At 68.5% G+C, this 13,626-nt stretch carries 11 protein-coding genes; 7 read left to right on the forward strand and 4 right to left on the reverse strand.

All coding sequences use genetic code 11. The features are described from left to right. Positions 1-32: 32 nt before the first annotated feature. From GOY17_RS05925 to GOY17_RS05935, 3 genes are all read right to left on the reverse strand, one after another. The gene (locus GOY17_RS05925; RefSeq protein WP_198173823.1) at positions 33-704 is read right to left on the reverse strand and encodes an energy transducer TonB; all 672 of its coding nucleotides are present in this window, start codon (positions 702-704) and stop codon (positions 33-35) included. A 167-nt stretch (positions 705-871) separates the two neighbouring features. Then, positions 872-1,066 (reverse strand): hypothetical protein, encoded by a 195-nt coding sequence (locus GOY17_RS05930; RefSeq protein ID WP_157029680.1) that lies wholly within the window; start codon positions 1,064-1,066, stop codon positions 872-874. Position 1,067: 1 nt separating this feature from the next. Further along, complete coding sequence (locus tag GOY17_RS05935) at positions 1,068-1,817, reverse strand: SIMPL domain-containing protein (protein ID WP_115840857.1); 750 nt, start codon at positions 1,815-1,817, stop codon at positions 1,068-1,070. A 140-nt stretch (positions 1,818-1,957) separates the two neighbouring features. On the opposite strand from GOY17_RS05935, the gene GOY17_RS05940 reads away from it, so the two are divergent. The 4 genes from GOY17_RS05940 (at position 1,958) to tldD (ending at position 10,025) form a co-directional block, all read left to right on the forward strand. Beyond that, a complete protein-coding gene (locus GOY17_RS05940) occupies positions 1,958-2,581 on the forward strand; it encodes a Maf family protein (protein ID WP_157029681.1) in 624 nt (207 codons plus the stop codon). A gap of 136 nt (positions 2,582-2,717) precedes the next feature. Further along, a complete protein-coding gene (rng, locus tag GOY17_RS05945) occupies positions 2,718-4,211 on the forward strand; it encodes a ribonuclease G (protein ID WP_115840855.1) in 1,494 nt (497 codons plus the stop codon). A gap of 174 nt (positions 4,212-4,385) precedes the next feature. After that, the gene (locus GOY17_RS05950; RefSeq protein WP_157029682.1) at positions 4,386-8,246 is read left to right on the forward strand and encodes a YhdP family protein; all 3,861 of its coding nucleotides are present in this window, start codon (positions 4,386-4,388) and stop codon (positions 8,244-8,246) included. A 336-nt stretch (positions 8,247-8,582) separates the two neighbouring features. After that, entirely contained in the window at positions 8,583-10,025 is a 1,443-nt protein-coding gene (tldD, locus tag GOY17_RS05955) for a metalloprotease TldD (protein ID WP_115840853.1), read from the forward strand. 65 nt (positions 10,026-10,090) lie between these two features. Here tldD and yjgA read toward each other — a convergent pair whose 3' ends face one another. Continuing rightward, a complete protein-coding gene (gene yjgA / locus GOY17_RS05960) occupies positions 10,091-10,669 on the reverse strand; it encodes a ribosome biogenesis factor YjgA (protein WP_157029683.1) in 579 nt (192 codons plus the stop codon). Positions 10,670-10,824: 155 nt separating this feature from the next. On the opposite strand from yjgA, the gene pmbA reads away from it, so the two are divergent. From pmbA to GOY17_RS05975, 3 genes are all read left to right on the forward strand, one after another. Next, positions 10,825-12,195 (forward strand): metalloprotease PmbA, encoded by a 1,371-nt coding sequence (pmbA, locus tag GOY17_RS05965; RefSeq protein ID WP_157031614.1) that lies wholly within the window; start codon positions 10,825-10,827, stop codon positions 12,193-12,195. Positions 12,196-12,284: 89 nt separating this feature from the next. Continuing rightward, on the forward strand, positions 12,285-12,731 hold the full coding sequence (locus GOY17_RS05970) for a DUF4870 domain-containing protein (protein ID WP_232338539.1): 447 nt from the start codon (positions 12,285-12,287) through the stop codon (positions 12,729-12,731). Between the two features lie 103 nt (positions 12,732-12,834). Then, positions 12,835-13,152, forward strand: a complete 318-nt coding sequence (locus GOY17_RS05975; RefSeq protein ID WP_157029684.1) for a hypothetical protein — start codon at positions 12,835-12,837, stop codon at positions 13,150-13,152. Positions 13,153-13,626 lie beyond the last annotated feature (474 nt).

Below are 13,626 nucleotides of genomic sequence, written 5' to 3' on the forward strand. Positions count from 1 at the left end.
AAGAGTTTTCCGACACTACGCCGCGCCGTTTCCTACAGCTTGAACTCGATCGGAAGCCGTCCCAGCGCCTCCACCGCGCGTCCGTCGCGCATCGCCGGGACGAAGGTCCACTTCGACAGCACCGTGCGGCGCGCCGCCTGGTCTAGCACGCGATGGCCGCTGCTGCGCACGATGCGTACGTCGAGTGCGCGGCCGTCGATGCCGACGAGGATTTCGAGTTCGACCGTGCCGCTCAGGCCGGCGCGCATCGCTTCGGCGGGGTAGGCCGGCGGCGGTGCGCGCAGCGCTTGAAGTTGCGCGATGGAGGACGACGTGGCGGGTTCGACCGTCGTGGTGCCTTCGTCGACCGCGATATCCGCCGCGTCGATCGCGATGTCGCCCGGCTGCGCATCGACCACCGGCTGCTCGATCTGCGCGACGACCGACTGCGTTTGCGGCGTCGGATGGGTCGGTGTCGGCGGCTTGCGCGTGATCTCCACGGGCTCGACCACCACCGGCGGAGGAACCGGCATGAGTTTCGGCAGCTGGACGATGGTGATCGCGTCGTCCTCGGGCCTGGGCGCGTCGAGCACGCGTTGCGAGATCGGGACCAGCAGTGCAAGCAGCAGGGCGCCGTTGATCAGCAACGTGCCGGTGCTGGCGGCGATGCGGCCGCCGTCGAGGGACTCGTGCGCCTTTGCAGGAAAGTGGATCGCGTGTGCCATGGCCGAACCTCCCGGGGTGTGCCATGACTCGAACGTGCGGATGCGTCCGGTGGGGTTCATTCGCCAAGAAAAAAATTGCAACGCGAATGCGCATCCAGCGCGACGCTCCCCGTCGCGCAAAAGAAACGGGCCCGCAATGCGGGCCCGTCGGGTACAGATGCTGCCGATCAGCGCTTCGGTTCGTCCGGTTCCGGTCCGGTTTCCGCCTCGCGGTCCAGCCCGCCCTCGTCGGGGTTGGGCTTGTCGCGTCGCTTGGGGTAATGCGCATCGCCGTGATCGCGCGGCTCTGTCTCGGCGTAGCCGGGATTGCGGCCGGGCTTGGGGTCGGCGGCGGGCGGAGCGGATTTTCCGGACTGGGGCATGTCAGTTTCCGAGTTCGAACACGACATCCAGATTGACCGACAGGACGTTTTCGCCCGGTGAGATCGGCGTGGATTCGGCGCGATCCATGGCCTTCATCGCCATCATCGGCATCGGGCGAGGCGGGGCGAAGCTGCCGCCTTCGCTGATGCTGACGATGCGGCGCACCTTCTTGCCCAGCGTCTTGGCGTACATCTCGGCGCGGGCCTGTGCCTTCTCGACCGCGGCACGACGCGCTTCGTCGTAAGCCGCTTCCTTCTTCGCATCGTCCAGGTCGAAGGTCGGGCCGTTGATCTGGTTTGCACCGGTAGCGACCAGCGCATCCATGATCTTCCCGAGCTTGGCGATGTCGCGCACGGTGATGTTGACGTTGTTGATCGCCTGGTAGCCGGTGACCTTCGGCGGCTGGTTCTCGCCGTACTGGTACTGCGGGTTGAGGTTCACGCCGCTGGTCTGCACGTCGCGCTCGGCGATGCCGGCGGCCTTGATGGCCGCGACGACCTTCGCCATCTGCTCGGCATTGGCGCGCATGGCGGCGTTGGCATCGGCCGCCTGCGTCACCACGCCGGTGGACAGCGTGGCGATGTCCGGCGCGCGGCGCGCCTCGGCCTGCGCCGACACGTTGAGCAGCGTGCCTTCGGTGGCGACATAGGGCGTGGTCTGGGCGGGGCTCACGGCAGGCAGGGTTCCGAAGGCGAGGGCGGCGGCAAGGACGAGCGGGCGCAGCGCGAAACGCGGGGACTTCTGGGGCATGACAACTCCTTGGGTGGGAAGGGCCGTCTGCGACGACCCTCAGGTTCTTGGTGATCCGGTGAACGATCCGTGAGCCCGGTCAGGGTTGAGGATGATGCCGCGACTCTGTGGCCCAGTCAGCGCGGGTTATGCTTCCCGACATGCTGTATCTCGCCTCCAAATCACCACGTCGTCGCGAATTGCTGGGCCGGCTCCTGTCGGGCCGGCCGGGTTCGGAATTCGGCCTTCTCGACATCGACATCCCCGAACACCCGCAGCCCGGCGAACCCGCCGAGGACTACGTGCGCCGCGTCGCGCGCGAGAAAGCCGGCGCCGGCCTGCTGCACGTGGTCGGCAACCCGTCGGCCATCGTGCTGGGGTCCGATACCGAAGTCGTCCTGGACGGCGAGGTCTTCGGAAAGCCCGCCGATGATGCCGATGCCGCGTCGATGCTGCGTCGATTGTCCGGCCGCACGCACCAGGTCATCTCGGCCGTGTACCTCGTTTCGGCGGGGCGGGAGTTGCATGCCGTGTCGAAGTCGGACGTCACCTTCGCCGAACTGACGCCCGCGCAGATCGACGCCTACGTCGCCAGCGGCGAGCCGCACGGCCGCGCCGGTGCGTACGCGATCCAGGGGCTGGCCGAGGCCTTCACCGTGCGGCTCTCGGGCAGCTACTCCGGCGTGATGGGGTTGCCGCTGTATGAAACCGCCACGTTGCTGCGCGAGTTCGGCCTGCTCGACGACGGCGTTCCCGAACCGGAAACCGTGGATGCCGGCCGATGACGGACGACGTTGCGATGCCGCGCCAACGCCGTCCGGAACCCTTGAACCACACCCGCATTTCCACCGACATGGCCGAATCGATCCGCGTTTGTCCGTCTTCCTTCGTGCCATGGAACAACGACCGGGGAGCTGCCGCATGAGCGAAGAGATCCTCGTAAACGTTACCCCGCGCGAAACGCGCGTCGCCGTCGTCGAGAACGGCATGCTGCAGGAGCTGCACATCGAACGCGGCTGGCGTCGCGGCGTGGTGGGCAACATCTACAAGGGCCGCGTGCAGCGCGTGATGCCCGGCATGCAGGCGGCGTTCGTCGACATCGGGCTGGAGCGCGCGGCGTTCCTGCACGCGGCCGACATCGTCAAGCCCACGCCGGTCGCCGAAGGCGACAGCGCCGGCGAGGACGCGCCGCTCCCGCCCACACCGACGCGGCCCATCGCCGAACTGCTGCGCGAAGGGCAGGAAATCGTCGTGCAGGTCGTGAAGGATCCCATCGGCAGCAAGGGCGCGCGACTCACCACGCAGCTGAGCATTCCCTCGCGCTATCTCGTGTTGTTGCCGCGCACGCGCGTGGTCGGCGTGTCGGCGCGCATCGAGGACGAAGGCGAACGCGCGCGCCTGAAGACGCATATCACCTCGCTGTCGCCATCGGGCGACGGCCACGGCTACATCGTGCGCACCAACGCCGAAGGCCAGCCGGAAGAGCAGCTCGCCGAGGACGTGGCCTACCTTGGCCGCGTGTGGGGCCTGATCGAGGAGCGTGCCCGCAGCGCCCGCGTCGGCGAGCGCGTGTACGAGGACCTGAACCTGCCGCTGCGCGCCGTGCGCGACCTGATGCGCAAGGACGTGGAAAAGGTGCGCGTGGATTCGCGCGAGACCTGCGAGCGCCTGCGTGTGTTCGCCGCGCAGTACATGCCCGGGCTCGACGAGAAGATCGAGCACTACACCGGTGCGCGTCCGATCTTCGACCTGTACGGAGTCGAAGACGAAATCCAGCGTGCATTGGACAAGGAAGTACCGCTGAAATCCGGCGGTTACCTGGTGATCGACCAGACCGAGGCGATGACGACGGTGGACATCAACACCGGTTCGTTCCTCGGCCAGCGCAACCTCGAGGAGACGGTGTACCGCACGAACCTCGAAGCCGCGCAGTCCGTCGCGCGCCAGCTGCGCCTTCGCAACCTCGGCGGCATCATCATCATCGACTTCATCGACATGACCGACGCCGAGCACAAGCGGCAGGTGTTGCGTCAGCTGGAGAAGTCGCTCGCGCGCGACCACGCCAAGACCACGGTGTACGAGTTCTCGCCGCTGGGCCTGGTCGAGATGACGCGCAAGCGCACCACCGAAAGCCTCGAGCGCCAGCTGTGCGAGCCGTGCCACGAATGCGGCGGCCGCGGCACGCTGAAGACACCCGAAACGGTGACCTACGAGATCTTCCGCGACATCGTCCGCCAGGTGCGCCAGTTCGACGCGCCGCGGCTGATGGTGATCGCCTCGTCGAAGGTCGTGGCCCGCATCACCGACGAGGAATCGGCGGCGGTGGCGGAACTGGAGGAATTCCTGGGCAAGTCGATCCGCTTCCAGGCGGACGACCAGTACGCGCAGGAGCAGTTCGATGTCGTCCTGCTGTGAGTTCCACGGCGGGGCAGGGGCAGGGGAGAGGTCGGTAACGCTGTGTTGGCGGAACGGGTTGGACAATGGCGTCCGCCGTGTGCCTGCCCGTGCCCGCGCGTCCGCCCTGCCGGATCGCGCGGCTGAACCGTTTTCCCGTTTCCGTTCATCCCGCCTGGACCGTAGCTGACCGCCATGCCCACCCCGTTGCGCCGCCGAATGCGCATCGCCCGTCGCGGACTGGGCTATCTCGTCGCGCTCTCGCTGGTGCTGATCGCGCTGGTGCTGGCCGTGGCGAGCCAGGTGCTGCCGCTGGCCGAAAGCAATCCGCAGCGCGTCGCAGCATGGCTGAGCGAGCGGGCGGGCCGACCGGTGACGTTCGATCGCGTGGAAACCGCCTGGACGCGCCGCGGCCCGCTGTTGCGACTGGACAACCTGCGCATCGGCGCGGGCAAGCAGGCGTTCACGGTGGGCGACACGGAGATGCTGGTGTCGGTCTACGCCGGCCTGCTGCCGGGTCACGCGTTTTCCGAATTGCGCCTGCGCGGGCTCGACCTGACGCTCGAACGCGCCGCCGACGGCCGCTGGCAGGTGCGCGGCCTGCCGGGCCAGGAGCAGCCGCAGCAGAACGATCCATTCGCCGCGCTCGAAGGCCTCGGCGAACTGCAGGTCATCGACGGCAAGATCACGGTCATCGCGCCGAACCTCGGCATCGACGCGCACGTGCCGCGCATCAACCTGCGCCTGCGCGTGGACGGCCCGCGCGTGCGTGCGGGCGTCCGTGCGTGGCCGAGCGTGAACGTCGCCGGTGCGGCGTCCTCGCCGCTGGACACGGTGCTCGACTTCGATCGCGTGAAAGGCGACGGCCGCGCGTACATCGGCGCGCGTCGTGCCGACCTGTCCGCCTGGGCGCCGCTGCTGCAGGTCGCCGGCGTCGGCAGCGAATCCGGTGAAGGTCGCGCCGAAGCGTGGGCCGAACTGCGCGACCACCGCATCACGCAGGTGACGGCCGACGTCGCACTCGATCGCGTCGGCCTGCGCGGTGCGCCGCTCGCCGGCGGCGCGATCCCGCGTGTCCAGTTCGCGCGGGTCGCGGCGCTGGCGCGCTGGCGCGTCATCGATGGCGGCTGGCGCGCCGACGCGAAAACGCTGCGCATCCAGACCGGCAACGATGCGCAGACACTGGATGGCCTGGTCGTCGCCGGCGGCGCGCGCTATGCGCTGCTCGCCAATCGCATCGACGCCGGCCCGCTGCTCGCCGCCGCCTCGCTCAGCGATCGTCTCGATCCCGGGCTGCGCACGTGGCTGCACAACACGCGCCCGCGCGCGTCGCTGCAGGACGTCGAAGTGACCGGCGTGCGCGGCGGCGCGCTGCGTGCGCAGGCGCGCATCGGTGCGTTCGGTTTCGACGCCGTCGGCAATGCGCCGGGCCTGAGCGGACTGGCCGGCGACTTCCTTGGCGATGCCGACGGCTTCTCCTTGCAGTTCGATCACGCATCGCCGATCCGTTTCGATTGGCCGCGCGGTTTCGGCGTCGTGCACACCGTCTCGCTGCAGGGCTCGATCGGCGGCTGGCGCGAAGGCGCGGGCTGGCGCATCGGCACGCCGGATCTCCACGTGAAGGGGCAGGGCTTCGGCGTGCGCGCACGCGGTGGCATGTGGTGGCAGGGCGATGGTTCGCGTCCGCGCATCGATCTGGCCGCCGACATCGACGAAGCGCAGGTGCCGGTCGCGAAGGGCTTCTGGATCCGCCACCTGATGGCGCCCAAGGTCGTCTCGTGGCTCGATTCGGCGCTTGTCGGCGGTCGCCTGCACGACGGGCACGCGGTCGTCTCGGGCGACCTGGACGACTGGCCGTTCCGCGATCGCAACGGCCTGTTCGAAGCGACGGCGAAACTCGAAGGCGCCATCGTGAAGTTCCAGCCCGACTGGCCGGCCGTGGAGGGCCTCGACGCGGACGTCTCGTTCATCGCCGACGGTTTCACGGTGCAGGGACACGGCCGCATCGGGGATGTCGCGATCCCCCAGATTCGCGCCGCCATCGACCACTACAAGGACGGCGACCTCACCGTGCAGGCGCAGGGCAATGCCGACGCCGCGGCATTGGTGAACCTGCTGCGGCACAGTCCGCTGCAGAAGGACAACGCCGACACGCTGAAGAACATCGTCGCCAGCGGCCCGGCCCGCGTCGGCTTCGACATGGACATGCCGCTGCGCCCGAACCAGCAGACGGCGATCAAGGGCACGGTGCAGCTGGACAAGGCGAAGCTCGCCGATCCGCGCTGGAAGCTCGCCTTCGAGCAGGTCAGCGGCAAGGCCGAATACGCGCGAGGCGGCTTCCGCGCCGACGGTCTGAAGGTGCTGCACGAAGGCCAGCCCGGCGCGCTCTCGCTGCGCGCCGGCAACGACTTCGTGCGCGACAAGACCAACGTGTTCGAAGCGGGCCTGGACGCGCAGATGTCGGCGAGGGAAATGCTCGATCGCGCGCCGGAACTGGCCTGGCTGAAACCGCACGTCGATGGGCGTTCGGCATGGACCGTCGGCATTGCGATTCCCAAGGCCGCGCCCGGCAAGACCGCGCCGACGCTGCTGCAATTGCAGACCAACCTCGTCGGCACCGCGCTCACGCTTCCGGAGCCATTGAAGAAGGCCGCGAACGAATCGCTCGCCACGTCGGTGGAAACGCCCTTGCCGATGGGCAGCGGCGACATCCGCGTGAACCTCGGCAACGTCATCGCGGTGCGCGCGCGCAGCGTCACCGATGCGGCCGGCAAGAGCCAGACCGGCGTGCGTCTGGCGCTGGGCACCAACCGCGTCGACGACGTGCCGCCCGCGCGCGGTCTCGTCGCGACGGGACGTGCCGCCGAACTCGACGCGATCGACTGGATCGCGCTGCTGGAAGGCGGCAGCGGTGGCGATGGCCTCGCGCTGCAACGCATCGACGTCACCGCGCAGAAATTGAACCTGTTGGGCGGCGTGTTTCCGGAAACGCACCTGGTCGTCGTTCCTGCCGCGAACGGCGCGACCGCCGTGCAGGCCGAAGGCGCCGCGCTGGAGGGTGCGGTGCTGATTCCCGCCGGCGACGGCGCGACGATCGCCGGCCGTTTCGACCGCATGTACTGGCGCGCGCCGAAGCGCCCGGCGCCGCCGGCCGGTTTGCCGACGCCGCCACCGTCGGCGCCGGCCGTCGACGACGATTTCAACCCCGCGAAGATCCCGCCGCTGACGATCGACATCGCCGACCTGCGTGTGTCCGACGCACGCCTGGGCGATGCGAAGCTGCGCACGCAGCCGACCGCGACCGGCATGCGCATCGAGCAGGTGCAGACGCGCACCGACAAGCAGCGCATCGACGCCAGCGGCGACTGGGACGGCCGGGGCGCGACCGCACGCACGCAGCTGGACGTGAAGATCGACAGCCAGGACCTGGGCAGCCTGCTCGCAGGCTTCGGCATGGGCCAGCAGCTCGGCGGTGGCGTCGGCACGATGCACTTTGCGGCCGGCTGGGCGGGAAGCCCGGCGGCGTTCAACGTCGCCACGCTCGACGGCAGCCTGGAAGCCGACATCCGCGACGGCCGCCTGCTGGAAGTCGAACCCGGCGCCGGCCGCGTGCTCGGTCTGCTGAGCCTCGCGCAGCTTCCGCGCCGCCTGATGCTGGATTTCCGCGACTTCTTCAACAAGGGCTTCGCCTTCAACCGCGCCGGCGGCAAGGTGAACTTCACCGGCGGCATGGCGCGCAGCGACAACCTGTCGATCGACGGCCCGGCGGCCTCGATCGGGATCCGCGGCGAGGCGAACCTGCGCGCGCAGACCTTCGACCAGACCATCGAAGTGCGCCCGAAGGCCGCCAATCTCCTGACCGTGGCCGGGGCGATCGCGGCCGGTCCGGTGGGCGCGGCGATCGGAGCGGCCGCCAACGCGGTCCTGCAGAAGCCCCTCGGCGAGATGGCCTCGCGCACGTACCGCGTCACCGGCCCGTGGAAGGAACCGAAGGTGGAGGTAGTCAGCGGGCAGTCGGGGCAGGCGAAAGCCGCGGAAGCACCGCCTGAGGGGTGAGGCGACGCTGCTCGCGAACCACTGGTTCGCGCGCCGCCGAACGCCCTAACGCCGTGCGCTCGGGCCGGGGAATCCGACGCGGCAGCGTCCGTGTAGGCGACGCCGGCATTCCCTCCACCTCGACCTCGACCCCGTCATCCCGGCGAACGCCGGGACCCCCGCAACCCTGAATTCCCGCATCCCGGCGCCCGGCCTCGTCCGTGAACCCGTTGCGTTGGCTCGTTGTGCCACCATCTCCTTCCTGACCTCCCGCCGCCGCCGCCCGGGGCTTTCCCCGGCTGAAAACGCGCACCCGTGCGCCCGCGGCCGCCACCGTTCCGCTTCCAGAGATCCCGCATGACCCTTCCCATCCAGATCGCCGAAAACCGCCTGCTGCTGCCCGCCGGGCTCGATGCGGGCGGCCTCGAACGCACCTTCGGTACGCTGCTCGGGCCGGGCGTGGATTTCGGCGACCTGTATTTCCAGCACGCCCGTCGCGAGAGCTGGACCGTCGAGGACGGCATCGTCAAGGACGGTGCGCATTCGATCGAGCAGGGCGTTGGCGTGCGCGCGATCAGCGGTGAGAAGACGGGCTTTTCCTACTCCGACGAAATCAACACCCAGGCGCTGCTTACCGCGGCGAAGTCGGCGCGCGCCATCGCACGCGACGGTTCGGTGCAGGCGCCGCACGCGCTGGTGCGCGGCGGCGGGCGCGAACTGTACGTGCCGGAAGATCCGATCGACGGCTACGCGAACGAAGCCAAGGTCGAAGCGCTGCGTCGCATCGACCGCATGCTGCGCGCGGCCGATCCGCGCGTTCGGCAGGTGATGGTGTCGCTGTCGGGCGGCGTCGACACGATCCTCGTCGCGCGCAGCGACGGCCTGCTCGCCGCCGACGTCCGCCCGCTGGTGCGCCTGAACGTGCAGGTCATCGTCGAACACAACGGCCGACGCGAAAGCGGCTACGCCGGCGGCGGCGGTCGTTACAGCTATTCCGAACTGCTCGATGGCGACAAGCCCGAGACACTTGCGCGCGAAGCGCTGCGCGTGGCGCTGGTGAACCTGGAAGCGGTCGACGCGCCGGCCGGCGTGATGCCGGTGGTGCTCGGCAACGGCTGGACCGGCGTGCTGCTGCATGAAGCGGTCGGCCACGGCCTGGAAGGCGATTTCAACCGCAAGGGCACGTCGACGTACGCCGGCCGCCTCGGCCAGCGCGTCGCCTCGCCGGGCGTGACCATCGTCGACGACGGCACGCTGCCGGGACGTCGCGGCTCGCTCAACGTCGACGACGAAGGCACCTCCACCAACTGCACGACGCTCATCGAGGACGGCGTGCTCGTGGGCTACATGCAGGACACGCTCAACGCGCGCCTGATGGGCATGGCGCCCACGGGCAACGGCCGTCGCGAGTCCTTCGCGCACCTGCCGATGCCGCGCATGACCAACACCTACATGCTCGCCGGCAAGGACGACCCGGAAGACATGATCCGCTCGGTGAAGAAGGGCCTGTACGCGGTGAATTTCGGCGGCGGGCAGGTGGACATCACCAACGGCAAGTACGTGTTCTCGGCCACCGAGGCGTACCTGATCGAAGACGGAAAGATCACCGCGCCGGTGAAGGGCGCCACGCTGATCGGCAACGGTCCGGAAACCATGCAGCGCGTGAAGATGATCGGCCACGACCTCGCGCTCGACGAAGGCGTGGGCGTGTGCGGCAAGGACGGCCAGAGCGTGCCCGTGGGCGTGGGCCAGCCGTCGCTACTGATCGACCAGCTGACGGTGGGCGGTACGCAGGCGTGAGGCTGGCGCGACAACCGGACATCGTCGCGGCCCGGGCAGGCGCAGCGCACCCGGGCTTCAGGATTTCAGCGCTCGTCGTCCTCGATCGACTCGCCCGCATCCTCGACGTCGTCAGCGCCCGTCGCACCGCCGACGATCAGCTCGCGCAACGCGCGATACAACTCGCGGAACGCGCGCGGCGGCTTGTTCTTCCGGCGTTCGTCCAGCGCGCTCCGCACGAGCGCGCGCAGGTGCTGGCGGTCGGCCGTCGGGTACTCGTCGAGCAGCTGCGCCAGCGCGGCGTCGCCGTCGGCGAGCAGGCGCTCGCGCCAGGCTTCCACGCGGTGCATCGCCGCCACTTCGCGCCGTGCGGCCTCGCCGTCCTCGTCGAGCGCGTCGCGGATCGCCTCCAGCACCTCGTCGTCCTCGCGGCGCATCTGCTTGGCCAGGAACGCCAGCTGGCGCTTGTGCGCGATGTGCGCGGTGATGCGCTTGGCCTCGCGGATGTGCGGCAGCAGCGAGTCCGGCACCGGGAGCTTGGCCAGCTGGGCCTCGGTCAGGGCGACCAGCTTTTCGCCCAGCGCCAGCACCTCCAGCGCCTCGCGCCGGTTCTGGCTGCGACTGGGGCTGAAGAATTCCCCGGTTTCCTCGTCTCTACCGCGCATGGCGCACCTGCTGCAAAAAGAACTGTCGGACGCGGATTTTCGCGGATGACCACGGATAAAGCACACATCGCGCGAAATCCGCGTTCAGCCGCCCCGTTCCGCGCCGGATCGCCTTCGACAAGGATCACCACTTGAGCCAGATCGTTTCCCAGAATTTGCCCGCCTACGCCGCCTCGCTCGGCGACAGCCATGCGCGCCTGGACGCGCTCGCCGGCCTGTCCCAGCGCCTGCTGGACAGCGCCCGCGCGCGCGGCGCCACGCAGGCGGAGGTGTCGTGCTCGGAGGAATCCGGCCTCAACGTCAACGTCCGCATGGGCGAGGTCGAGACCGTCGAGTCCACGCGCGACCGCGGCATCTCCGTCACCGTCTACTTCGGCCAGCGCAAGGGCAGCGCCAGCACCGCCGACCTGCGCGAGGAAAGCCTCGACGCGACCGTCGAGCAGGCCTGCGCGATCGCGCGGCACACCGAGGATGACGCGGCCGCCGGCCTCGCCGACGCGTCGCTGATGGCGACGGACCTGCGCGAGTTCGATTCCTGGCATCCGTGGATCATCGACGCCGATCGCGCGCTGGACCTCGCGCTCGCCTGCGAGCAGGCCGGTCGCGATTCGGATCGCCGCATCGAGAATTCCGACGGCGCCTCCGTCGGCACCGGCGAGAGCATCAGCGTGTACGCGAACTCGCACGGCTTCGTCGGGCGCGAGCGCAGCACGCAGCACAGCATCGGCTGCGCGCTGATCGCCGGCCGCGGCGACGGGATGCAGCGCGATGGCTGGTACAGCATCGGCCTGTCGGCGGACGACCTGGAACCGGCCGCGTCCATCGGCCGCAAGGCCGCCGAACGCGCGGCGTCGCGCCTGGCGCCGCGCCAGGTGCCGACCGGCGAGTATCCGGTGCTGTATTCGGCGGAGATGGCGCGTTCGCTGATCGGTCACCTGCTCGGCGCGGTGTCCGGCGGCGCGCTGTACCGCCGCGCGAGCTTCCTCGTCGACAGCGCCGGCCAGCAGCTGTTCCCCGAGTGGTTCGGCATCGAGGAACTCCCGTTCCTGCCGCGCGGTTTCCGCTCCGCGTCGTTCGATGCGGAAGGCGTGGCCACGCGCGAGGCGCCGCTGGTGACCGCCGGCGTGCTGCAGCGCTACATCCTCGGCAGCTATTCCGCGCGCAAGCTCGGCCTGCAGACCACCGCCAACGCCGGCGGCGTCCACAACCTGCAGGTCGCCGCGAATGCGGGCGACCAGGAATCGCTGCTGCGCGGCATGGGCCGCGGCCTGCTCGTTACCGAACTCATGGGGCAGGGCGTGAACAACGTCACCGGCGATTATTCGCGCGGCGCGGGCGGCTACTGGGTCGAGAACGGCCAGATCCAATACCCGGTCGACGGCATCACCGTCGCCGGCAACCTGAAGTCGATGTTCGCGGCCATCGAAGCCGTCGGCACCGACGTGGATCCGCGTTCGCACGTGCGCACGGGCTCGATCCTGATCGGCCGCATGACGGTGGCGGGCGAGTCCGACGCCAGCGAGTAAGCGCGCGCTGCCAGGCGGCTTTGCTTGACCTGCCCGGCGTCGCGACGGAAAGTGGTTCAGGTCCCCTTCAAGGAAATCCGGAGCAAGCGATGAGCGAGAACCCGATAGACCCCGGCCAGACCTCCACGCCACCGCCGCCGCCGTCGGCCGAGCATCCCAGTGGCGTGTCGTCCGACCAGCGTCAGTGGGCGATGTTCGCGCACCTGTCGGCGATCGCCGGCGCGGTGCTGACCTCCGGCGTCGGCGGCTGGGGCACGTTCTTGGGCCCGCTGATCATCTGGCTGGTGAAGAAGGACACGATGCCGTTCGTCGACGACCAGGCCAAGGAAGCGCTCAACTTCAACATCACCGTGGCGATCGTGTTCTTTGCGCTGGCGGTGCTGGTGTTCGTGACGCTGGGCATCGGCCTGCTGATCGCGATCCCGGCGTGGTTCGTCATCGGCATCGCGTGGCTGGTATTCGCGATCATCGCGGCGATCAAGGCCAACGATGGAGTGACGTACCGTTATCCCTTCACGCTGCGGCTGGTGAAGTAACGACGCTCGTCGTTTCGTAATTCGGAACCTCAACGCGAAACGCGAAACGCCCGCTTCGACGAAGTGGGCGTTTTTGTTTGCGCTTCGTTGGAGCGCATCGCACATGAAGTTGATCGTCGTCCCGGCGAAAGCCGGGACCCAGGCCCGTAACTTTCGGACAATCCGACGAGGGGTGAACCACACTACCGTCATTCCAGCGAAAGCTGGAATCCACTTTGATCTTGCCGCTGCCGCTGCCGCTGCCGCTGCCGCTGCCGTTGCCGTTGCGATTGCTCTTGCTCGTCATTCCCGCGAAGGCGGAAATCCAGGGACGTTCCATGCTTTACCCGTAGCCCGGCAAAGCAAAGAAGAATCACTAGCCAAGCTTCCGATCGCCTGCGGCGCTCGGGTCACTTTTCTTTGCTCGCACAAAGAAAAGTAACCCAAAGAAAGTGCGTACAAGTCCAACCCAGTCCCACGACCGGAAAGCAAAAGAGCGCGTTCGCGATTCGCCATCCATGGCTCAGCGCTCACCGCCGCACATCCTGTGCGGCGCCCTCCGGGGCCAGCGACGAACAGGCTGTTCGACAGCAACAGCAAGAGCCGATGGCTTTTCGGTTTTGCTTGCCTTTGCCTTTGCCTTTGCCTTTGCTTGTGCTTTTGCCCTTCCAGCGACTTAAAGCGAGCCGAGCACCGGAGTCGGAAAAGGGCGAAGAGTCGCCCGCTGTCTGAGAGAAGCGCAGCGTAGCGAGTTCGGGCGACGTCCCTTTTCCGGCGAGGAGCGCAGGGTACCGCCGCGTAGCGGCGGCTCGCGTCAGGAGCGGATGGTTTTGGTTACTTTTGCCAAAACAAAAGTAACCCGCTCGTTCACGAGCGGAAGCTGTTGATCTTACTGTTCTCACACGACAAAGCGCGG

It is taken from the genome of Lysobacter soli (assembly GCF_009755585.1).
GTDB classification, from domain to species: Bacteria; Pseudomonadota; Gammaproteobacteria; order Xanthomonadales; family Xanthomonadaceae; genus Lysobacter_J; species Lysobacter_J soli.

Excerpts from the sequence above, each read along its gene's own strand:
- GOY17_RS05950 (WP_157029682.1), top strand. The coding sequence starts at position 4,386 with ATGCCCACCCCGTTGCGCCGCCGAATGCGCATCGCCCGTCGCGGACTG.
- GOY17_RS05970 (WP_232338539.1), top strand. The coding sequence starts at position 12,285 with ATGAGCGAGAACCCGATAGACCCCGGCCAGACCTCCACGCCACCGCCG.
- rng (WP_115840855.1), top strand. The coding sequence starts at position 2,718 with ATGAGCGAAGAGATCCTCGTAAACGTTACCCCGCGCGAAACGCGCGTC.
- GOY17_RS05930 (WP_157029680.1), bottom strand. The coding sequence starts at position 1,066 with ATGCCCCAGTCCGGAAAATCCGCTCCGCCCGCCGCCGACCCCAAGCCC.
- GOY17_RS05940 (WP_157029681.1), top strand. The coding sequence starts at position 1,958 with ATGCTGTATCTCGCCTCCAAATCACCACGTCGTCGCGAATTGCTGGGC.
- GOY17_RS05925 (WP_198173823.1), bottom strand. The coding sequence starts at position 704 with ATGGCACACGCGATCCACTTTCCTGCAAAGGCGCACGAGTCCCTCGAC.
- GOY17_RS05975 (WP_157029684.1), top strand. The coding sequence starts at position 12,835 with ATGAAGTTGATCGTCGTCCCGGCGAAAGCCGGGACCCAGGCCCGTAAC.
- GOY17_RS05935 (WP_115840857.1), bottom strand. The coding sequence starts at position 1,817 with ATGCCCCAGAAGTCCCCGCGTTTCGCGCTGCGCCCGCTCGTCCTTGCC.
- tldD (WP_115840853.1), top strand. The coding sequence starts at position 8,583 with ATGACCCTTCCCATCCAGATCGCCGAAAACCGCCTGCTGCTGCCCGCC.
- yjgA (WP_157029683.1), bottom strand. The coding sequence starts at position 10,669 with ATGCGCGGTAGAGACGAGGAAACCGGGGAATTCTTCAGCCCCAGTCGC.